This is a genomic window from Lysinibacillus sp. 54212, assembly GCF_036662795.1.
Lineage (GTDB): Bacteria > Bacillota > Bacilli > Bacillales_A > Planococcaceae > Lysinibacillus_B.
On record NZ_JBAFWZ010000011.1, the window covers coordinates 96525 to 117906 of the forward strand.

Annotated in this window: 16 protein-coding genes and 1 riboswitch; of the genes, 7 read left to right on the forward strand and 9 right to left on the reverse strand. The window is 37.8% G+C overall.

Annotation, left to right across the window (positions count from 1 at the left end):
- The first annotated feature begins 161 nt into the window (after positions 1-161).
- On the forward strand, positions 162-2759 hold the full coding sequence (locus tag V4T18_RS09945; RefSeq protein WP_332649050.1) for a cation-translocating P-type ATPase: 2598 nt from the start codon (positions 162-164) through the stop codon (positions 2757-2759).
- A 235-nt stretch (positions 2760-2994) separates the two neighbouring features.
- On the opposite strand, the gene V4T18_RS09950 is transcribed toward V4T18_RS09945, so the two are convergent.
- Entirely contained in the window at positions 2995-3333 is a 339-nt protein-coding gene (locus V4T18_RS09950; RefSeq protein ID WP_332649051.1) for a winged helix-turn-helix transcriptional regulator, read from the reverse strand.
- 135 nt (positions 3334-3468) lie between these two features.
- On the opposite strand from V4T18_RS09950, the gene V4T18_RS09955 reads away from it, so the two are divergent.
- Together V4T18_RS09955 and V4T18_RS09960 are read left to right on the forward strand one after the other, a co-directional pair.
- On the forward strand, positions 3469-4095 hold the full coding sequence (locus V4T18_RS09955) for a nitroreductase family protein (RefSeq protein WP_332649052.1): 627 nt from the start codon (positions 3469-3471) through the stop codon (positions 4093-4095).
- 184 nt (positions 4096-4279) lie between these two features.
- Positions 4280-4365, forward strand: a riboswitch (cyclic di-GMP riboswitch).
- A 158-nt stretch (positions 4366-4523) separates the two neighbouring features.
- Positions 4524-10343: an NPCBM/NEW2 domain-containing protein gene (locus V4T18_RS09960; protein WP_332649054.1), complete on the forward strand. Its 5820-nt coding sequence runs from the start codon at positions 4524-4526 to the stop codon at positions 10341-10343.
- A gap of 61 nt (positions 10344-10404) precedes the next feature.
- Here the strand turns inward: V4T18_RS09960 and V4T18_RS09965 are convergent, their stop codons facing one another.
- Positions 10405-11346, reverse strand: a complete 942-nt coding sequence (locus tag V4T18_RS09965; protein WP_332649055.1) for a TRM11 family SAM-dependent methyltransferase — start codon at positions 11344-11346, stop codon at positions 10405-10407.
- A gap of 340 nt (positions 11347-11686) precedes the next feature.
- On the opposite strand from V4T18_RS09965, the gene V4T18_RS09970 reads away from it, so the two are divergent.
- From V4T18_RS09970 to V4T18_RS09985, 4 genes are all read left to right on the forward strand, one after another.
- Complete coding sequence (locus V4T18_RS09970; RefSeq protein ID WP_332649056.1) at positions 11687-12934, forward strand: glycosyltransferase; 1248 nt, start codon at positions 11687-11689, stop codon at positions 12932-12934.
- A gap of 21 nt (positions 12935-12955) precedes the next feature.
- Complete coding sequence (locus tag V4T18_RS09975; protein WP_332649057.1) at positions 12956-13642, forward strand: WbqC family protein; 687 nt, start codon at positions 12956-12958, stop codon at positions 13640-13642.
- A 20-nt stretch (positions 13643-13662) separates the two neighbouring features.
- On the forward strand, positions 13663-14346 hold the full coding sequence (locus tag V4T18_RS09980) for a PIG-L deacetylase family protein (RefSeq protein ID WP_332649058.1): 684 nt from the start codon (positions 13663-13665) through the stop codon (positions 14344-14346).
- Between the two features lie 145 nt (positions 14347-14491).
- The gene (locus tag V4T18_RS09985; RefSeq protein WP_332649059.1) at positions 14492-14770 is read left to right on the forward strand and encodes an amphi-Trp domain-containing protein; all 279 of its coding nucleotides are present in this window, start codon (positions 14492-14494) and stop codon (positions 14768-14770) included.
- A gap of 43 nt (positions 14771-14813) precedes the next feature.
- Here the strand turns inward: V4T18_RS09985 and V4T18_RS09990 are convergent, their stop codons facing one another.
- The 7 genes from V4T18_RS09990 to V4T18_RS10020 all read right to left on the reverse strand — a co-directional run bounded on the left by V4T18_RS09990 (position 14814) and on the right by V4T18_RS10020 (position 21376).
- Positions 14814-15254 carry a hypothetical protein gene (locus V4T18_RS09990; protein ID WP_332649060.1) on the reverse strand — a complete coding sequence of 147 codons (441 nt, stop codon included), beginning with the start codon at positions 15252-15254 and terminating at the stop codon, positions 14814-14816.
- Between the two features lie 110 nt (positions 15255-15364).
- On the reverse strand, positions 15365-16408 hold the full coding sequence (locus V4T18_RS09995) for a TlpA family protein disulfide reductase (protein WP_332649061.1): 1044 nt from the start codon (positions 16406-16408) through the stop codon (positions 15365-15367).
- 22 nt (positions 16409-16430) lie between these two features.
- Complete coding sequence (locus V4T18_RS10000) at positions 16431-18122, reverse strand: FAD-dependent oxidoreductase (RefSeq protein WP_332649062.1); 1692 nt, start codon at positions 18120-18122, stop codon at positions 16431-16433.
- Positions 18123-18142: 20 nt separating this feature from the next.
- Entirely contained in the window at positions 18143-18835 is a 693-nt protein-coding gene (locus V4T18_RS10005) for a DsbA family oxidoreductase (RefSeq protein WP_332649063.1), read from the reverse strand.
- Between the two features lie 23 nt (positions 18836-18858).
- Entirely contained in the window at positions 18859-19644 is a 786-nt protein-coding gene (locus tag V4T18_RS10010) for a sulfite exporter TauE/SafE family protein (protein WP_332649064.1), read from the reverse strand.
- A 137-nt stretch (positions 19645-19781) separates the two neighbouring features.
- A complete protein-coding gene (locus tag V4T18_RS10015; protein ID WP_332649065.1) occupies positions 19782-20009 on the reverse strand; it encodes a sulfurtransferase TusA family protein in 228 nt (75 codons plus the stop codon).
- A gap of 239 nt (positions 20010-20248) precedes the next feature.
- Positions 20249-21376 (reverse strand): MBL fold metallo-hydrolase, encoded by a 1128-nt coding sequence (locus V4T18_RS10020; RefSeq protein ID WP_332649066.1) that lies wholly within the window; start codon positions 21374-21376, stop codon positions 20249-20251.
- Positions 21377-21382: the final 6 nt, after the last annotated feature.

A 21382-nucleotide genomic window follows, 5' to 3' on the forward strand; every position in this document is an offset into this window, starting at 1 on the left:
AATTCCTTATTGGTAGGCTAAAATATACATTAAAAATAAATAATCTTCCCAAATTTTATACTCTATGCTCTATCCGTTGAACAACATAGAATTAATTTGTTAATATTGCCTTATATTAGAAAAATAAACCTCGGAAAATCTAACGTGTGAAGGAGATTTCAATGTCACATTTTTATCAAAAATCATCCGAAGAAGTACTAGACGAGCTACAAGCATCTTTACAAGGATTAACAGAGCAGGAGGTACAGCAAAGACGTACCCAGTTTGGCTTCAATGAATTACAAGAAGGAAAAAGAAAAAATATTGTTAGCGTATTTCTCGAGCAATTCAAGGATTTCCTAGTTATCATCCTGATCTTAGCAGCCATTATTTCAGTTTTTTTAGGTGAGTTAGAAAGCTCTATCGTTATTATTGTTGTAGTTCTATTAAATGCAATTTTAGGCACTGTTCAACATGTAAAGGCAGAGCATTCCTTAAATAGCTTAAAGGAGATGGCCTCCCCGATAGCAAAGGTTTTTCGTGATGGTCAAATCATTGAAATCCCTTCGAAAGAAGTAGTCGTAGGAGATATTCTTCATGTCGATGCAGGAGACTATATCTCTGCAGATGGGAGAATTATTGAAAGCTATAGTCTTCAAATTAATGAAAGCTCACTAACAGGCGAATCACTACCTGTTGATAAGTTTATTGAAAGAATACAACAAAACGATGTTTCAATTGGAGACCAAAAAAATATGGTGTTTTCAGGAAGCTTCGTCACAAATGGTCGCGGGAAGGTGCTTGTTACTTCTATCGGCATGAAGACCGAAATTGGTAAAATCGCAAATTTACTGGAAAGTGCTAAAGAAAAGAAAACCCCACTTCAAGTAAATCTTGACCAATTTGGAAAAAAGCTCGCTTTAGGTATCATTCTCATTTGTATCGTAATTTTCACACTTGATCTATTTCGTGGTCGAGAGCTCGTAGATTCCTTTATGTTTGCTGTTTCACTAGCTGTTGCAGCCATCCCGGAGGCGTTAAGCTCTATCGTTACAATTGTACTTGCTTTTGGCACTCAAAAAATGGCGAAGGAAAATGCCATTATCCGTAAGCTTCACGCTGTTGAAAGTCTAGGAAGTATTTCTGTTATTTGCTCAGACAAAACAGGGACATTAACCCAAAATAAAATGGTCGTTCAAGAAGTTTATGTAAACCAAACTGTCATGCTACATGATGAACTGGATAAAGAGGACGAGCTGCAAAAAAACTTTGTTCTAATGGCGCTACTCTGCAATGACTCAGTCACACTTGATGATAAGGAAATCGGCGATCCGACAGAAATTGCACTTGTAAACTTTGGCGAGGAGTATAATCTTGACGAGCTTGCTATCCGCGAAGCGTATCCACGTGTTGGTGAAGTACCGTTTGACTCTGAACGTAAGTGTATGAGTACAGTCAACCGAATACAGGACGAGCTTATTATGATAACAAAGGGCGGGGTAGATGTACTTCTTTCGCGTATTTCAAAAATAGCCACTTCGAATGGAATTATTGATATTACTAATGAACATAAGCAAGCAATTGAGGAGACAAATCAACAATTTTCAATGAATGGCTTACGAGTGCTAGCCTTCTCATACAAAAAGGTTTCGAATGCTTCTATTACGATAGAAGATGAACATAACTTAACTTTTGTCGGACTAACAGCAATGATGGACCCACCACGAGAAGAAACAAAAGAGGCAGTAGAACAATGTAAACAAGCTGGTATAAAGCCCGTAATGATTACAGGAGACCATAAAATTACGGCTGCTGCAATTGCAAAAAAAATCGGCATATTAAATAATGCATCTGAGGCGATTGAAGGAAAGGAAATAGACAAGCTGACGGACACAGAGCTACAGCACTTAGTCGAGAGTATATCTGTGTATGCACGTGTATCGCCTGAGCATAAAATTCGTATCGTTAAGGCGTGGCAGGAAAAGGAAAATATTGTCGCAATGACGGGTGATGGTGTCAATGATGGACCTGCCCTAAAGCAATCCGATATCGGTGTAGCGATGGGCATTACTGGAACAGAGGTAGCTAAAGATGCATCCTCAATGATCCTAACCGATGATAACTTTTCGACAATTGTGAAAGCTATTTCGAATGGACGTAGCATTTATTCGAATATCCAAAATGCTATTAAGTTTTTACTTTCGGGTAATACTGGTGCTATTTTCGTCGTATTATTCGCTACACTATTTGCGTTACCAGCACCATTTGCACCGGTACATTTACTGTTTATCAATTTATTAACAGATAGCTTACCTGCCATTGCTATCGGGTTAGAGCCACACAATTCTAAAGTAATGCAGGAAAAGCCACGTGATATTCGAATACCTATACTGAATAAAACCTTTGCCATGGAAGTATTATTTGAAGGATTGCTCATCGGGATATCTACCGGTGCTGCATTTTGGATTGGATTATCGACTGGTGATTCAGTTTTAGCAAGTACGATGGCATTTGCTACATTATGCTTATCAAGACTCCTTCACGGCTTTAACTGCCGCTCAAAGGAATCGATTTTCAGCGTTGGACTATTTTCCAATAAACATAGCTGGCTAGCATTTGCTATCGGAGTTACGCTACTCCACATAGTTTTATTACTTCCTAATCTACAAGGTATTTTTGAAGTAGCAACACTTAGCGCAGCACAGCTCGGGACAATTTATACGCTTTCGCTAATACCGTTAGTGATGATTCAAGGGTGGAAGTTGGCTTCAAGAAAATAAGAAAAGCGCAAGCGCACCGTTTAGCCCCGACAAGCGCTGGAACCCTCGAATCGAAAGCATCCCTTCAGCTTTCGACCGAGGGGATGAAGCGACCTCGAGGGGCTGGGCGCTGGAGCTAGACAAATAAGAAAAGCAGAAGCGCACCGTTTGCTTAAAATACGACCCGAGCCCTGAATAATCAAGGCTCGGGCCGTTTTATCTTTAATGAAACGCTAATCTTTTTACGAAATTTACTTTACTTCGTTTCCTTACTTTCAAAATCACAAAACTCTATCCATTTTACAATAGCTAAAATAACTTCCTTAAACGCTAAACCATTAGGTGTCAATTCATATTCTACTTTTTTTATAGAAGAATCTATATATTTTTTTTCGACTAATCCCTCATTGACAAGTTCATTTAAACGTTCAGTTAGTAATCGATCGGATATCCCAGAAATTGTGGCATGAATTTCATGATACCTTTTTGGGCCAGATAGAAGCGTATATATAATCATTCCCATCCAGCGTTTTCCTATAAATTCAATCGCTTGATGATAGTTACTACATATATGTTTACAGTTCGGTTGCGTCATATTATAGCCTCCCGTTTAGTAAATTCATTTTCCTATTATTATAACATACAATATTTTTTATTTGACGAACAAACTTACTAATGGTAAGATTCTAATTATCAACTTATTATTAGTAAGTTTATAGGAGGAAATTATATGTTAACGACTACACAGGATCTATACACAATCATGCAAGAAAGAAAATCTGTACGAAAATACGATCCGACATTTAAAATAACGCAGGCACAGCTTGAGGAAATCATCTCAGAAGCGACTAGCGCTCCTTCTTCTAGTAACCTACAACCATGGAGATTCCTTGTTATTCAAGATGATGCAACAAAAAAGGAGCTTCGTGGGATTGCTAACGACCAAGAACAGATTGAAACATGTTCTGCAGTTATTGCCGTTTTAGGTGATGCGGAAATGTATAAAAACGTTGAAAAAATATATACACAAAATGTAGCAGAAGGTCATATGGGAGAAGAACAGAAAAATACGATGATTAAAAATACAAATTATCTGTACCCTTCTGCTCCATTAGAAATTTTAAAAAATGTTGCCACTTTTGATGCGGGTCTCATTTCAATGCAATTGATGCTTATTGCAAAAGAAAAAGGCTTTGATACGGTAACAATGGGTGGATTTGATAAAGAAAAGTTTACGAAAAGATTTGAACTACCCCAAAATCTTTTCCCAATCGTACTAATTGCAATTGGTAAAGGAGCTGCGCCAGCATATGGTTCATCTCGTTTACCTCTATCAGATATTGCTCGTTTTATCTAGAAATACAATTCTATAATTAGTAGCCACTATCCTACTATCACTAATGTCTTATGACTCATTAGATTAGAGTGATTTATTTACTAAAAATTAATTTTTATCGGTGCTTTATAATTATTAAAGTTAGTAAAATATGGTACAAAATGTACTTTGGAAATAATTTTCACTATGCTATTCTTTAGATATAAAATTGAATAGGCAAACCTAAAGAAATTTAGGGACGCAAAGCTATAGGGACTAAGGTTTATATAACTAAGTCAGCCAGTTGCCGAAGAGTACATTCTACTTTTTGTTTAGTAAGGCTCTATTAAAAACGAACCATTTTTCTGTGGAATTTTTTAATGATGCTCTTATATCAGATTAAGCTACTCTTTTTTGAGTAGCTTTTTTTATGTGCTTCTTAGGGATACATTCATCAGGAGGAATAGTATATGAAAGTTATTAAGATGGCATCCGTAGCGGCCTTGACTTTTAATTTAGTCGGTGGTCCAATAAATGTTTTAGCGAGTGATAGTACGAATGAAAGCATTGTCAATATGACAGCCCAAGCTAGTACCTCTACTGCTTCGGTTAAAAAATTTGATTTATATGGAAAAAACCTTTTACATGCCTACAATAATGTATTTAAAATGGCTCATACTAATATCAAATCTATCTCCAATAACGGTGGAAAATATTATAGCTCTACGGTTGATAAGGCTATAGATGGCGATATGAATACGCACTGGGAAACAGGTAAACCGAACAGTACTACATTCACGAATGAAGTCGTTATTAATTTTAACGAAACGACTACTTTAAATCGAATTGTCTATGCTGCCCGTCAAGAAAGTGCTAAAGGTAAAGGCTTTGCACAACAATTTGAAATCTATCGTTCTACTACAGAAACAGGTGATGATTTTACACTCGTTTCAGCTGGTGAGTATACAGGCTCTACTGGCGATATCGTGGAAATTCAGTTTAACCCTACACAATTTAAGCGTGTAAAATTTGTCTTCAAAAAAGCAAATCAAGACTGGGCAAGTGCAGCAGAATTTCAATTTTATAAAGAAGATCCTGTATCTGAAAAAATGGAAAAACTCTTTACAGATCACACATACAGTGCGGTCAGCGAAGCATTTCATACGATTGAAGCGCTAAATACACTAGATGCAGAATCACAGGGACATCCCCTTTACCCTCTATTTTATGAAGATATTGAAAATGCTAAAGTTCTAATAAATAGAGAAAATACTGAAGTAACGACAGCAGTAACGATGCCCTTTACCAACTACGCTAATGCAGCCTATTCAGCATTATTTAGAATGGACTATGGAAACATAAAAAGCATACGTAACAACGGAGGGCATTATGCGAGTGCTGTAATCGAAAATGCAATCGATGAAAATGTAAATACATATTGGGAAACGAATACGAGTAACTCTGCTCATTTTACGAATGAAGTGGAAGTAGAATTCAAAGAAGCAGTAACACTTAATCGAATTGTTTACGGCGCAAGACCTTCAGACCGTAAAGGATTTGCTGAAGAGTTTGAGATTTATAGTTCACAAACGTCTAAAGGTGATACGTACGAGCTTGTCTCAAAAGGCAAGCAGAATATGGTCACTGGATTAGTAGAGGCGAAGTTTGCCCCAGCTACATTTAAACGAGTGAAATTTAAGTTCAAAAAATCCAATCAAAATTGGGCTACTTTATCGGAATTAGCATTCTATCGTGAAGATCCTGTACAAGAAAAAATAATCAACCTATTCACGAACGGCTTAATGAATGAATTAAAGCCTGAATTTGCTTCATTAAGCGTCATCAATCAATTAGAAGCAGAGGCTGCTACACATCCATTAAAGGAACAGTTACAAGTACACTTACATATCGCAAAAGATGTACTTAATAACAGCAATGTTTCGACCGAGGCAATCGTCACTGCATCACAACGAGGGAACTCGAGTACAGAGGCAAGAGAGCATCAAATTGCTAGAACCTCTTTCTCTTTAGATACTTTTGGCAAATATGTCGTACCGGGTGAGACGATTCAAGTTTTTGTGGATGCCGATAAAAATGGCGTCATGCCGAACTTAGTACTAGGACAAATAGCGGATGATAAAAACGGCTGGATTAGAAGATATTCATTAAAACCAGGTTTAAATACGATAACGGCTCCTTCCTATGACAATATGAAACCTGCTGTTGTTTATATAGAAAATCCCGCGTTACCAAACCAGCAAGCTTATGCACCGAATGCACGATTAGTTGGTGGTACAGCCTTCCCTGTTTACTATCACGGAAAAACGGACCTTGCAGCATTCGAAAAAGAGCTAGAAGCATATGTCGCGAACATGAGTACAAATGATCAAGACTTTGCCAATGGCATCCCGAAAGGCGTTGTCTATAATGTGGCAGAGCTTGTTTCTGAAAATAATACAATCTCTACAACTGCTGCTGGTGCACTAAAAGGAATACAAGAATTAAAACCGACAGGAAAAACAGTAGCAGACACAATGAACGACTGGGAAAGCATGTGGAAAGAGTTCCAAACAATTAGCGGTTACACAGCAAATGATCGCCGCTTTAATGCGAAGTTTACTTCAAGGGTGTTTACTAAAGGACCTTATGCATGGTCTGATTGGGGATACACTGGATATAACGGTGGAAACTCTACAAGAAGAGATGATGGCTTCTTCAAACAAATCGTGAAACCATTTGGCGTTCCCGGTAATGATGGTTGGGCTTATTTCCATGAATGGGGCCATAACATTAATAACTCCTCGATGGAACACGGTGAAATCACGAACAATCTATACTCGGTCATATTAAGAAAGAAATTCGAAAACAGTAATAACGACCGAGTAGATTGGAACACATTATACAAAAGATTTTCAGGTGAAACAGTAAACCATGGCTTCTGGACTTACTTAGGCATACTAGAGCAAGTGCAATATTATTACGGAGAAGACAGCTATGGTAAGGCTTCTCGTATTGCTCGGGAAAATCCAGATGGTGTGATGAATGGCTTAGGAAGCAACTTGCAAAGATTAGTTGTAGGTTTATCTTTAGCAACAGAAACAGATTTAACAGTATTTTTCGAAGATTGGGGCTATGTAACGGCTACTGATAAGATGAAGGAAAAGGTAGCTCATTTACCTAAACCAAGTGTGAAATTACAATACATGCATAGTGTAGGACGAGGCTATGAAGGATCCGGATTCTCAAACGATGCGAATGTTACGGTACATGCTCTAAAAGCAAATAAAGAAAAGAATGAGATTACAATCACATATGATATCGATGCGGCCAATAAAGATGCTGCTATGGGTTATGAAATACTTCGAGATGGCAAGGTAGTTGGCTACACAACAAATCTGTCATTTGTTGATAAAAATGTAGATGTAACAACTCCCCATACGTATGAAATCGTAGCTTATGACAAAAAACTTAATAGTTTAAAGCCCGTTGAAGTGGAATCACAGCAACCTGCCTTATCTGCTGAGGAGCACGTAACACTCAAATTACATCAACCTTATGACCCGATGGATTATGTGAAAGCAGCCTCATATGCTGGGGATACTATAACAGAAGATGTCGTAATAGAATCGAATAATGTCAATGTTGCTAAAAAAGGGACCTATGAAATTGTTTACGAAGTAAAGAATGCGAATATTACAGCAACTAAAACAACAAAAGTGTCCGTAACAAGTGATTATGCCTATGTCTCCGATATGAATGCCAAATCGGCGAACATCCAATATGGAGGCTTGAAAAAGGATACAGCCACGCCTGGCACTCCTATTACACTCGTGAGACAAGGGTTAGATGCTTCTTATGACAAAGGAATTGGAACACATGCAAATTCAGAAGTTATTTATGACATTGAAGGCAAAGGCTTTGATTTCTTTGAAAGCTATATCGGCATAGACCAAAACGTAAAAGGAAAAGCCTCATCCGCCACATTTGAAGTGTGGGTAGACGGCGAAAAAAAATTCGATAGTAAAGTATTTAAATCCAACACTGAGCATGAATTTGTAAGAATTCCTGTAACAGGCGCGAAAGAAATAAAGCTCGTGACAACAGATGCAAATGAAAATGGTAATTCATTTGACCATACTGTATGGGCGGATGCGAAGTTTACGAAAGACTCTAGTATGCCGACTTTAACAGTTTCTGAAGACTTCTCAATGTTGAAGTTAAACAGTGACGTGGATCTTTTAGAATATGTGACAGCATCAGATATAGAAGATGGCGATTTAAAACAACAAGTCCAAGTAAATGCTAATGGCTTTACTACAAGCAAAACAGGTACTTACACAATCGAGTATGCTGTAACAGATAGCGATAACAACGTTGCTACGAAATCAAAAACGATTTATGTATACAGTGATGCGCAATTTGCATCCGATATTAATTGGACGTCTGCACAAACTACTTGGAGTAAGGTAAACAAAGACAAAGCTTCTTCAGGTGGCTCGCTTAAACTACTCGTGAATGGTGAGAAAAAAGAATTTGCCAAAGGAATCGGGACACATGCAAACTCTACCATCGTATATGATCTTGCAGGCAAAAACTACGACTACTTTGAAGCAATCGTTGGTGTAGACCAAAACATCGCTGCAAATAATAACTCCACTGTTACGTTCAAAATCGTAGCAGATGGTCAAGAAGTATATAATAGCGGCGTGATGAAATACAACACAGAAGCAAAATTAGTAAGAGTTCCACTGAAGGGTGTCAAAGAATTGACCCTTATTGCCAATGATTCAAGTAATGGAAATGCATCGGACCATGCGAACTTTGCTGATGCTAAGTTTTATATTTCAAATGGACTGCCACAGCTTTCGATTCCTAAAGATGTTGCTACGAAAGTCGGAACACCGATCAGCATCAACGGAAATTATTCTGCAACGGATGCCGAAGATGGAAATTTAACGGATGCTGTAAAAATAACTGGAGCCGATCACGTCAACTTTAATCGCACTGGAAAGTATGAGCTTGCCTATACAGTCAAGGATAGTGATGGCAATGAAGTGACAAAAACACGAACAATCTCTGTTGTCGATATGAATGACTATCATTACCTATCAGATTTCGACTGGCAATTTGTGCAGTACAGTTATGCTACACCTGTAAAGGACTTAGCCATTAGTCAAAAGAAAATCAGACTAACAGAAGAAGATGGTAGCGAAAAAGTTTACGAAAAAGGCATTGGTGCCCACTCCAACTCAACCATCGTCTATAATTTAACAAATACAGATGCCGATTACTTCACTGCATTTGTTGGCGTAGACCGTCAAATGTTTGGCTCAATTGGCTCTGTGACATTCCAAGTTTTTGTTGATGGCGAAAAACAATTTGACAGTGGCTTAATGGCTTCGAGAAATCCACAAAAGTTCATTGAAGTCAATATTAGTGGTGCAAAAGAGCTGAAGTTAGTCGTCACTGACGGAGGAAATGGCAACGGCTCTGACCATGCATCATGGGGAGATGCTAAATTGCATTTCGCAAACCCAGACCGCGTGTTCACACAAGATTTAGCACTAACGATTGAAGAAGCAAAAGCCATTAACGCTGAAAACTACACAGCTGAAAGTATGGAGGCTTTACGAGCTAGCATGGCACAAGCGGAAGAGCTACTTACCCATCCACAAGCAACTCAAGCAGCGATTGACCAAGCTGTAGAAACGCTCAAACAAGCAATAGCTTCATTAGTAGCTATCGATTTCGATCAAGTTATTACAATACAAGATTACAATCTGAAGAAGGCAATCCAGCAGACACTCGGGCTTACAGGAGAAATTACATTACGTGATATGTACAAACTGACGAGCCTAAGTAGTCCATCTAATCGAATCTCAAGTTTAGAAGGCTTACAATATGCTAAACATTTAGTTTCACTAAACATTTCAGGAAATGCAATTACTAATTTCTCACCATTAAAAGATTTACGTAAATTAGAAACTGTCACCGCACACCCACAAATCGTAGAAGTAAAAAGCTTAACGGGACCCGTAACGACAGTGCAAAACTTAGTAAAAAGCTTAGATGGTCACTATGTAAACCCTTATCAAATTGGGCTAAGACATACGAAAACGAACAAAGAAATATTCGTAGATGTTCAGCAGCTTGCACCAAATGCTGAGCAATTTACAATCGATCTTTCAAAAGAAGATAAAGGAATGTATTTACTAGTTATGGCTTATAAGTTAAACGAAGATTCTATTATCCAATTAACTTACTATGTAAATAATCAATACGATTTGTAAAGAGCATTATTAAAAGCGGCTTACATCCTTTTAAAGGGATGTAGCCGCCTTTTCATTATCGTTATTCGCAAATAATAACCTGTCTTGTAAAGCTCCCTTTCCGTATGACACAGCGATCAATAATTTGAAAGTCGGCTTCTGTAATCACTTCATCTAATGGCTCCACCGTTACAAACACCGCGCGATTTGCAATACGACGAGCAGATCTGACTATGCTTATCTGACTTTCTAACGAGCTATGTGTAAATACGTTATAGGGCATATCAATAATTGCTACATCGTACCGGCCCTCTATCTCCTCTATTTTGCCCAGCTGTACCTCACCTTTGTAGCCAAAATGAGCAATATTTTTTCGCGACCCTGACGTTACGAACCAATTCATATCCCGTCCTAAAATGTAAATACCCATCGAAAGCGCCTCAATTAGTACTGTTCCGATACCGCAGCATGGATCAATTACTCGCACCCCTTCAATTTGTGGTACTGCGATATTTACGATAGCTCTTGCAACCTTTGTGCTAAGCGCTGTCGAATACTCCTGGGGCCGCTGCTGGTGCTTTAACCAAACCGCTTCCCCTTGGATTAGCTCACCAAAATACCAGCGATTCTCTAAACGAACAATCCCATATAATGTACCTGGATGCTCTAAATCTGGTTCAGCCTCAATTGTTACACCGATGTTCCGCTCCACTTCTCGTCGTTCCTGGTGGCTCATTTTCGGCTCCATTGCAAGCACTGTATGATTTAGGCAAATAACTTTAAATGTATCCTCATAAATTGTAAGCTGTGAGGTCGCCCGACAAATCTCTTCAATACTCCCACCTTCAAATAAAATATGAAGGCGTTCTTTAATAAATGGGCTTCTATTAGGTAAAATCCCCTTATCACTAATTAGCACATTAGAATCCGTATCCTTACCAAAAAAACTACGCATTTCTAGTCGACATAGCTCGGCTTCATCATGCCTATAGCCATATGTATATAAATAATGCCCTACTATCATTTTCTAAGCTCCTTACGTAATCAAAAAATTCTATTGTCCAGTGTATCATAACAAATTGTTTAAGTACGCTACTTCTACTAGAGGCACTCCAATATTTCCAGGAAAAATTATTTACTATTTGTCATCTCTACCTTCTAATCTAGTCAAATACATAAGCACTAATGAGTTCTTTTCATATAAATAAAAAAAGGAGGGAAGTGTTGTATAGATGATTTTCCATGACCAAAAGGGAAAGCGTTGGCTTATTATTAAATATTGCATTTTTGTCTGCTTACTAATGTTAGTTACTTCTATAACGATGTATATCCTCCATGAAAATAAATTAGCTAATTTCCCTTGGATGAAAACTTATAGTGCTAATTTGCTTCATTGGGCTGTCATCCTTTTTGTTTCTTACCTTATTTTATCCATTGCAATAGGATTCTTTCGCATGGTTATACTAATCTACTTTAGCATTAAGCAATATAGACGAAATAAAATTCTCTACAAATATCGCGCAATTAATCAAGATTATTTTAAAGCGTTTAGACCTCGTGTCACAGTGATTATACCTGTCTATAACGAAGAGGTTGTCATTCGGAGAACGATACGAGCGATTATGAAAAGCGATTATCCTATCACTGAAATTCTGATAGTAGACGATGGCTCTACAGATAGCACAGCAGAAATTGTCACTAAAATATTTTCGTTCTCACATAAAGTTACTTTAATTCGAAAAATTAATGGAGGTAAAACATCTGCCCTGAACTTAGGCATTCAACACGCGATTGGGGATATTATCATTACAATTGACGCAGACACCGTATTCCAAAAATCTACAATTTCTCGTTTGGTCGAAAACTTTACAGACTCTACAGTTGCCGCAGTTTCAGGTAACTGTAAGATTGGCAATATGATGAATCCAATTACGTTATGGCAGCATATTGAATTTGTCACTGCTAACCAACTGGATAAAAGAGCACTGGATGAACTAAATTGCATTACAGTTGTTCCAGGATCTAATAGCGCATGGAGAAAGAGTGTTATACAGGAGGTTGGCTACTATCACCATGACACTTTAGCTGAGGATGCAGATTTAACACTACGTATCTTAAATGCTGGCTATAAAATTATCTACGAAGATCGTGCCATCTCTTATGAAGAATGCCCTGAAACATTAAAAGATTTTATACAGCAGCGAATTCGGTGGTCGTATGGTACTCTTCAGGTTATTTGGAAGCATAAAAAACATATACTCACTTCTCCTAATAAAGGATTAAAATTTTTCGCGATACCCAGTCTATTGTTTTCTTATTTCCTGTTCTTAACCTCTCCGATAATCGATATCGTATTTATCATCTCAATTTTCAAGGGTACGACTTCAATTTTTTTATTCTCACTACTGTTTTACCTAACCGATTTACTAAACTCTTTTATTGCTTTTAAACTGGGGAAAGAACGAATGAAGCCTCTCCTTTGGCTCATAGTTCAGCGATTAGCATATCGATATTTACTAGCTTACGTAACATGGAAAGTCGTTTTTAAAGCTATAAGAGGCAATCACGTCGGCTGGGGAAAATTAAACCGTACCGGAAATAACAAATATTAATTACAAAGTGAAGGAAAAATTATGAAAATAGCCATTCATCAGCCTAATTATTTACCGTGGATAGGGTTTTTCGATAAGTTAGATTGTGTAGATACTTTTGTTCTTTTAGATAAAGCCGTACATTCGAAAAGCGGCTATACGAATCGCTCAAAAATAAAAACTCCAAATGGAAGTCTACTACTAACAGTTCCATTAAAAAATAAGGAAATACCAATTAACGAATTAACAATAGCACAAGACAGAAATTGGTCCATTGCTCATTGGAAGGCAATAGAGGCGAACTATAAAAAAAGTAAGTTTTGGTCGCTTTATAAGGACGGCTTTCAAGCGATATTTTCAAAACAATGGACACATATTGCCCCATTAAATATTGCGTTAATCCATCATATAAAATGGTTGTTACAGATTCCGACTAAAATTATATTAGAATCAGATTTTAATCAAGATTTTGGTAGCAAAAATGAGCGAAATGCTAAAATTGTTTCCCACTTAGGTGGAGATATTTATATATCTGGCACAGGTGCAAAAGTCTACAATGACGAAAACTATTTTAATGAACGTCAAATCCAGCTAATCTATCAAAATTTTAAGCATCCAAATTATCAGCAGCTCTTTGGAGACTTCCTACCAAATCTTTCAATCATCGATATGCTTTTTCATTGTGGTCCAGAAACGATTGAAATTATTCGCAAACAGAGACTTATGTAAAATTCAAAGGAGGTGAATTCATGATTACAACAGGAAAGGAAAGAATTTTAATCATTGCTCCCCATGCTGATGATGAAGTGCTCGGATGTGGAGGATTAATTGAAAAGGGGTGTCGATTTAAAAATCAAGTTAAAGTAGTTGTCATCGCCGTTGGAGAAATAACTCACCCTCATAGTCATGAAACGGTAACCGCTGCCACTCGTATAAATGAACTGAAAGAGGCATTAGAAATACTTGGTTGTCTTGATTTTGAAGTCTTGTACCACGATAAAGATTCACTACTTGATACGATGCCTAAAAACGAACTTATTTCAAAGCTAGACAAAATTTTAAATGATTTCAAGCCTACTATGGTGTTTATTCCTCTGCCAAGCTATCATCAAGATCATGTCGTTTTATTTGATACTTGCTTTGCAGCGCTCAGACCTAAACCAGGTCAACTCATCAAGCTCATTGCCATGTATGAATATCCTCTTATTTCTTGGCAATACCAAAAATTCTGGAATACTGGGGAGCTATACTTGGATCTATCTAACACAATTCAAATGAAAGTGGATTCATTTCTAAAGCATAAATCCCAAAGGCGTCCTCCTAATCATTTAATTTCCCCAGAAAGTGTAAAAAAATGGGCAGAAATGCGAGGGTTAGAAATCGGACTTCCTTATGCAGAAAAATACTATATATTACGCTCACATATCCTTTAATACGGATTAGTTTTCTCATAAATTACGTAACGCCCCTTCGCCAAGGGAGTTTTTTTATTGGGTATCAGTATATCAATAACAAAAATACCTTATATTCACACATATGCTATAATAAGAGTAACAATAGTTTCGAGGAGTGAGCCCTATGAGAGAACAAAGCAAAGTAGCAACTCAAGTTTTAGTTAAGCATAAGGAACAGCAAACAGTTTATGAATTTGCAACAACACTCGAAATAATCGCACAAAAACTAAAGGAAAATGGACAATTCACCTTTGTTCAAGGTACTGAACAGGTAGAAATAAGTCCATCCGATCAAGTTAAAATCGAATACGAATATACAGTAAAAGGTGATAAACATTCCTTTGAAATCGAATTTGACTGGTACACAGGAGAACGAGAGCCGAAGAGAATGGGAATTCAATAATAATAAAAGATATACCCCATTGCAGTGAATGGGGTATATCTTTTTATACTACCTCTACTTCTTTCATTAATCCGTCTACAAAATTATACACAGCTTCAATTGACTGTTGTATTGTTTGTGATGGTTCATAATCCTTTATACCATCTAATGTTAGGTTAATTTCCCAAAGGCCATCTTCCCCAGAAAACATCGCACCAAAAATGGCATCCTCCGTTAACTCTTGCTTTAAATATGCTTGGATTGCTGGACCAAATTTTTTCTGTAGCTTTAAGCCAAATAGTGCCATTGGTTTTTTAAACGCCTCGTCAAATTCCAAAACGAGTGCATCGATTTTTATCTCATTAAATGGAGACGCTTCGATATATAAAAACTGTTCTGGATGCTCCTCAACATATTGAACTGAAGTATTTAATAAGCTTACATCACCAACAGAAATGAGCTCCTCCGATTCTTTATGACAAATTTCAAATACATCTAACTTCATTTATTATCTCTCCTTATCTAAGTCTTATATTATCATGTTCATACGTTCTATAGTTTATAAAAAAATAATGATAAAAGCATATCTCGCTCAAAAAGGGGCGAGATATGCTTTCAATATTTCTCTATTAATTTTTCCAAACTACTTTGACTGACTGGTCCGACAATTCTTTCTACTTCATTGCCGTCTCTGTCCAAAATGACAGTAGTTGGTATTGTAATAACTTGATACGACTTCCCTACCGTATCATCCCTATCCATCAAAATCGGATAAGTGACCTCGTATTTTTCTAGAAATTCATCGAGTGCCTCTTGGCCATTATCACGAGCAGTCAAATTCACACCTATCAGCTCCACGCCCTGGGGTAAATCGTTTGCAAAGGCTTGTAAATGTGGCATTTCCGCATTACAAGGCGGGCACCATGTTGCAAAGAAATTAACAACTGTGAAGTCATTACTTTGTTGCTTTAGGTCATAAACTTCCCCAGCTGTTGTTTCTAAAGCGATGTCGATATACTCTTGTGCTTCTATCTTTTGCTTTAGCCTAAAATCATTCATTGAAAATCCGATTAGCCCTATGATCAAGGCAAACGCAATAAATTGTTTTCTTTGCTCATTCGATTTATTCAAAATAAATACTACAAAAAACAGACTAAAGGCTATAACTATAGAGGCGCTCCATGTATATTGCCATAACAGCAGTAGCCACCCAACCATCCATAGTAGCGAGTATTTTTTCCACTTTAAAAGGATAAAGAATCCAACCCATAAGCTAGCTAACAGCCACTGCTCCGTGAACCCAGCGAAAATCATTTGATAAACCGCGATAAATTTTAGCCATACACTCCATAAATCCACAATTGATACATGTTCTCGTCTCAACCATATGTGAATACATAGCACAATTAATGCAAGTATATGCCCTTTTAGACCACCATCAAAATAAAGCAGGGATAGAGGGGATTCGATGAACATTTCCCAGAAAAATACTATATAGCTTCCCTTCCAAAGGGCAATATAAATCCATAGAAGTGAATCGAGTACCTTTTTCGTGTTAGGGTCTAATTGTTTACTTCGCCAATCGCTCACAAATGCAGCAACAAAAAACGCAATCCAGGCAATCGGTACACTTATTGAGCCAATTGATAAATAATCCATTCCTACCCCCTATCAGCCTAGCTTATTTAAAATTATATCGTGTCATAATCGGGTCACGATTTCCAACCTGATCTCGGTAATATTCATATAAAGAAATACCTAGGAATGAACCTGAAATATTCCACACATTTTCATATCCACTATTTTCCAGAGCCATAACAGCATTATAGCTGCGTTGTGATGAACGACAATGTAAATAAACCGGTACATCCTTTGGTATTTCATGCATACGTTCACGGAATCGGCTTAACGGAATATTTTTCGCACCTTTTAGATGGCCGTTCTCAAATTCATTTTCCTCACGTACATCGATAATAACTGCATGGGATTCGACTAAATCACGTACTTCACTCACACGAACTTGCTTAAAACGCCCCTGCATAATATTAGTAGCAACTAGAGCTGCTAGGTTTACAACGTCCTTTGCTGTACTAAACATCGGTGAATAAGAAAGCTCAAGCTCTTTTAAATCCTCAATCGTACCATTCATTGTGATAAGTGTTGCAATTACGTCGATACGTTTATCAGCATTTCCTTTACCAATAGCTTGAGCACCTACAACACGAGCAGTTGGAACTTCATAGATTAGTTTAAAGTGTAGTGGATTACTGTCAGGCATTAGGCCTACTTTATCCGGTGCAATAATATAAACAGCATCCACATTCATGCCAATTTGCTTTGCTGTACGTTCGTTCAAGCCAGTAGAAGCAGCTGCAAGGTCAAAAACTCTAATGCTTGATGAGCCGATAACGCCTTTATTTGTCGTTGGCATACCGTAAATATGATCAGCCACTGCACGTGCTTGACGCTGTGCTGGACCTGCAAGTGCTAAGCGCGTTTGTTTGTGCATTAAGCGATGATACACTTCAATTGCATCACCAACAGCATAAATATGGCGATCCTTTGTTTGGTAGTATTGATTTACTTTTATCGCGCCAGTTTCACCGATTTCAAGCCCTGCTTCAGCAGCAAGAGACGTTTCTGGACGGACACCAATAGCTAGGACGACAATATCTGCGCTAATTTCTTTTCCTGAATTTAACGTAATGCTAGTCTCTGTAATTTTAGCTAGCCCATCATTTACAACAAGCTCAACACCATGATCTGTCATTTCCTTATGCAGAATTTGTACCATATCCTCATCAAACGGCGTTAAGATTTGTGGTGCAAACTCCACTAAGGATACATTTCGGTTGGCTATGCGAAGATTTTCTGCTACCTCGACACCGATAAAGCCACCGCCAATTACGGCAATGTTTTTTGCATCCTTCTCGATGATTGCTTGCTGCAAACGTTCAATATCTACTACATTACGCACTGTAAACACATGCGGTAAGTTGACACCTTCTAGTTTTGGTACAATTGGACTTGCACCAGGAGATAAGATTAATTCATCGTAAGTTTCTTCATATGTTTCATTTGTAGCAAGATTTTTTACTAGAACTGTTTTTTCCTCACGGTTGATTTTAATGACTTCACTTTCAACACGTGCATCGATATTATATTTCGATTCGAATGAATCAGGGTTCATCAGTACTAAACGGTTACTATTTTCTACAATTCCACTTAAATGATACGGTAAAGAACAGTTCGAGAACGATACATGTGGTCCTTTCTCAAACATGACAATTTCTGCTTCTTCGTCTAAACGACGAATACGTGCAGCAGCAGAAGCACCACCTGCTACGCCTCCAACAACTACGATTTTTTTCATCTTAATTCCCCCTTATTCTTCTATAATAGACAGCCATCTGGACCACAAACGTCTGCTCCACCAGACATTTGGAGCTTACTGTCTGCAACTTCCTTTGCTTGTTTCAACGTTTTTACAAATACTTCAAGTGGCTCTGCTCCAATAATACCATATTTATTTTCGAATACGAAAAATGGAACACTTGATACTTGTAGCTGCTGCTGATCGTAATTATCTTTCGCTAGCTCTTCCTTAAACTGATCACCTTCTAGCACACTCTTCGCTGATGCTTCATCAAGTCCAAGTCCCTTTACAATTTGTAAAAGCTCCTGATGATCGTTTACGTTTAATCCTTTTGTGAAATAATGATCCATCGTAGCTTCAATAAACTCAGCTTCTTTTCCATGTGTTCGAGCCCATTTCGCTAAACGGTGTGCATTTTCAGTGTTTCCAATTAACATTGCATCAAAATTGTATGTTAAACCTACTTCTGCAGCACGCTGACCAATTGATGCAGCCATGGTATCAATATCTTCACGAGAGGACTCATATTTTTCCATTAAAACGTCAAGAAATGGAGCAGCCTGATCCTTTGAAGCCTCAGGATTTAATTGGTATGCCTTATATTCAATTTCAATATCCTCATAGCCTACCTCTTTAATCGCTTGCTCTAATCGTTTCTTCCCAATGTAACAAAACGGACATGCGAAGTCCGAAAAAATTTCAATCTTCATTGTAATAACCTCAATTCATTTCTTTATAACAGAATATCTACCCAAATTTTGATTGCAGTTGCTGCAATTAGTAATGCTAAAAATACTTGTAGCACTTTCGTATTCATTTTTTTACCCGCTTTTGCACCAAGTGGGGCTGCTATTATACTAGCAATAATCATTATAAACGCAGGCCAGTAATCAACTTGACCTGTAAGTAGCTTACCTACACTTCCACCAATGGATGAAATAAATGTAACGGCTAAGCTAGTAGCAATCGTCATTCGTGTTGGAATGTGTAAGACTGTTAGCATAATTGGCACTAATAAAAATCCACCTGCTGCTCCAACAATCCCTGAGCCAATACCAACAACGAGAGCAAGTACGGCAGCTAATGGTTTATTAAATGTGACCTCGTTTAAAGGTTTATCATCAATTTGCTTTTTCGGGATAAACATCATAACGGCTGCAATTAATGCAAGTGTCCCATAGACGATATTAACAGCCGCCTCCGATAAAAAGCCTGAGCCGTAACTACCGATAAAACTACCGATTAAAATTGAGCCACCCATGTAAATAATGAGCTCTTTATTTAAATAGCCACCTTTTCGATATGCCCAAACACCCGCAATCGATGCAAAGAATACTTGAACAGCACTAATACCAGATACTTCGTGAGCTGTAAATGCTGCTAGACCAAACATCGGTGGGATATATAGGAGCATCGGATACTTTATTATAGACCCTCCAACACCTAGCATACCGGACAGGAATGAACCGATAAAGCCGAGTGCAAAGATGACAACAATAAATGTAATTGAGAAGTCCATCTCTATTCCTTCTTTCTTATTAGAAAAGCGTAAGCGCTCTGTTTTGCCTCGAAAAACGTCGGCATTAACAGATCATTTCCCACACCTTCTACTAATTTAAAAAGCGAGTAGAACGGTGCTACTCGCTATTTTGTTTACTATGCTTTTTGAATATAGAAGAAAAATACGCCTGCTTCTTCTTTTTGTTCTAAAATTGTGTGTCCACCAGCTTGAGCCCACGCACCAAAATCATTTAATGCGCCTTTATCTGTAACTAAAACCTCTAATACTTCTCCAGAGTTAATTGTATCAATTGCTTTCTTAGTTTTAACGATTGGCATTGGACATGCGAATCCTTTTGCGTCTAACGTTTTTGTAATATTCATGTTGTGTTCCTCTTTTCTTTGATTTTGTAAGCGATTTTCTATTTTGCCCATTAGGACAGTTGCTTGCCTCTTGAGCGTGAGGCAAGCGTACGTATAGCATTTCATTTGACAATCATCTTATATCTTTTTAATTATCGAACTGTACAGCGGTTCGGGGCCTGCACGATTCAGGTCACAAATGCGTCGCGCTCGCGTTGTGGCGCACTTAGCATTTGTTCCCTTTTGATTGGACTAATTCGTTAGCGCACTGCGCAACGATTAGGTCCAATCTCCATCTCCGTTTGCTCATCGTTATCTGGAGTAATTTTACCCATATTAACTTGACGAATTTGTTGATATGCATTTGGCTGTGGTGGTAGGTTATCCGTTACTGTTTTACGGAATTCCTCTTCATCCTCGATGTTTAAACCGTGGTTTTCAGCGAATAAGTCACCTAAACGTTTAGCTACCGTACCATCCTCGTTTAACTCTTCAATAATCATAAAGTGAGCAGGTAAAACAACTAAGTCTTCCGCTAATTCACGGTAACGCTTATAAAGTGTTTCACGTAAATCGCCTACCCAGTCTTCCGCTAAGCCTGCTAAGTCTGGACGACCAATTGAATCGATGAATAAAATGTCACCTGTTAATAAATATTTTGAATCGATTACGAATGAAGTTGAACCGATTGTATGCCCTGGTGAGTATAGCGCTCCTACTTCGATTTTCGAAGAGCCAATTTGCACTGTTAAGCCATCTGTTAAAGCTGTGTACTCGAATACAACCTCTTCTGCATCTTTTGGCGGTAAATAATATGTTGCCCCAGTAGCAGCTGCAATGTGGCGACCACCTGAAATGTGATCGGCATGTAGGTGTGTATCAAACACATGTGTGATCTTTACGCCTTTTTCTTCAGCAAATTTAGTAAATACTTCTGTGAAGCGAACAGCATCGATAATTGCTGCTTCCCCTTCAGAAATTGCCATATATGATAGACATCCTTTACCTAAGCGAACGAATTGGTATAATTCACCGCCATTGGCTAAATCACCGACTTTAATTGGCTCAAGGTACATTGACCAAGATTTCATACCACCTTCTAGGTATGCTACTTCACGACCTTCTTCTGATAGCATTTCAGCAACCATAATTGAAGAGCCTTCTTTTGCACAAACAACTAAGATTTCTTTATCCTCTGGAATCTTTGGAAGAATTTCTTCTACGCCATCTAATAATTCAAAGTAAGGAATATTTAAATACTCAAATTTGTGACCATCAATTTTCCAATCCTCAAACGCATCTGCATTACGTACATCTAAAATGAATAATTCTTTATTATCGATTACTTTGCGAGCAACATCTGCTGCTGTCCATTTGATTACTGTCATTCCGTT

Excerpts from the sequence above, each read along its gene's own strand:
- V4T18_RS09970 (WP_332649056.1), top strand. The coding sequence starts at position 11,687 with ATGAAAACTTATAGTGCTAATTTGCTTCATTGGGCTGTCATCCTTTTT.
- V4T18_RS09950 (WP_332649051.1), bottom strand. The coding sequence starts at position 3,333 with ATGACGCAACCGAACTGTAAACATATATGTAGTAACTATCATCAAGCG.
- V4T18_RS09955 (WP_332649052.1), top strand. The coding sequence starts at position 3,469 with ATGTTAACGACTACACAGGATCTATACACAATCATGCAAGAAAGAAAA.
- V4T18_RS09990 (WP_332649060.1), bottom strand. The coding sequence starts at position 15,254 with ATGAAGTTAGATGTATTTGAAATTTGTCATAAAGAATCGGAGGAGCTC.
- V4T18_RS09965 (WP_332649055.1), bottom strand. The coding sequence starts at position 11,346 with ATGATAGTAGGGCATTATTTATATACATATGGCTATAGGCATGATGAA.
- V4T18_RS09945 (WP_332649050.1), top strand. The coding sequence starts at position 162 with ATGTCACATTTTTATCAAAAATCATCCGAAGAAGTACTAGACGAGCTA.
- V4T18_RS10005 (WP_332649063.1), bottom strand. The coding sequence starts at position 18,835 with ATGAAGATTGAAATTTTTTCGGACTTCGCATGTCCGTTTTGTTACATT.
- V4T18_RS09985 (WP_332649059.1), top strand. The coding sequence starts at position 14,492 with ATGAGAGAACAAAGCAAAGTAGCAACTCAAGTTTTAGTTAAGCATAAG.
- V4T18_RS09980 (WP_332649058.1), top strand. The coding sequence starts at position 13,663 with ATGATTACAACAGGAAAGGAAAGAATTTTAATCATTGCTCCCCATGCT.
- V4T18_RS09975 (WP_332649057.1), top strand. The coding sequence starts at position 12,956 with ATGAAAATAGCCATTCATCAGCCTAATTATTTACCGTGGATAGGGTTT.
- V4T18_RS09995 (WP_332649061.1), bottom strand. The coding sequence starts at position 16,408 with ATGGATTATTTATCAATTGGCTCAATAAGTGTACCGATTGCCTGGATT.
- V4T18_RS09960 (WP_332649054.1), top strand. The coding sequence starts at position 4,524 with ATGAAAGTTATTAAGATGGCATCCGTAGCGGCCTTGACTTTTAATTTA.
- V4T18_RS10000 (WP_332649062.1), bottom strand. The coding sequence starts at position 18,122 with ATGAAAAAAATCGTAGTTGTTGGAGGCGTAGCAGGTGGTGCTTCTGCT.
- V4T18_RS10015 (WP_332649065.1), bottom strand. The coding sequence starts at position 20,009 with ATGAATATTACAAAAACGTTAGACGCAAAAGGATTCGCATGTCCAATG.
- V4T18_RS10020 (WP_332649066.1), bottom strand. The coding sequence starts at position 21,376 with ATGACAGTAATCAAATGGACAGCAGCAGATGTTGCTCGCAAAGTAATC.
- V4T18_RS10010 (WP_332649064.1), bottom strand. The coding sequence starts at position 19,644 with ATGGACTTCTCAATTACATTTATTGTTGTCATCTTTGCACTCGGCTTT.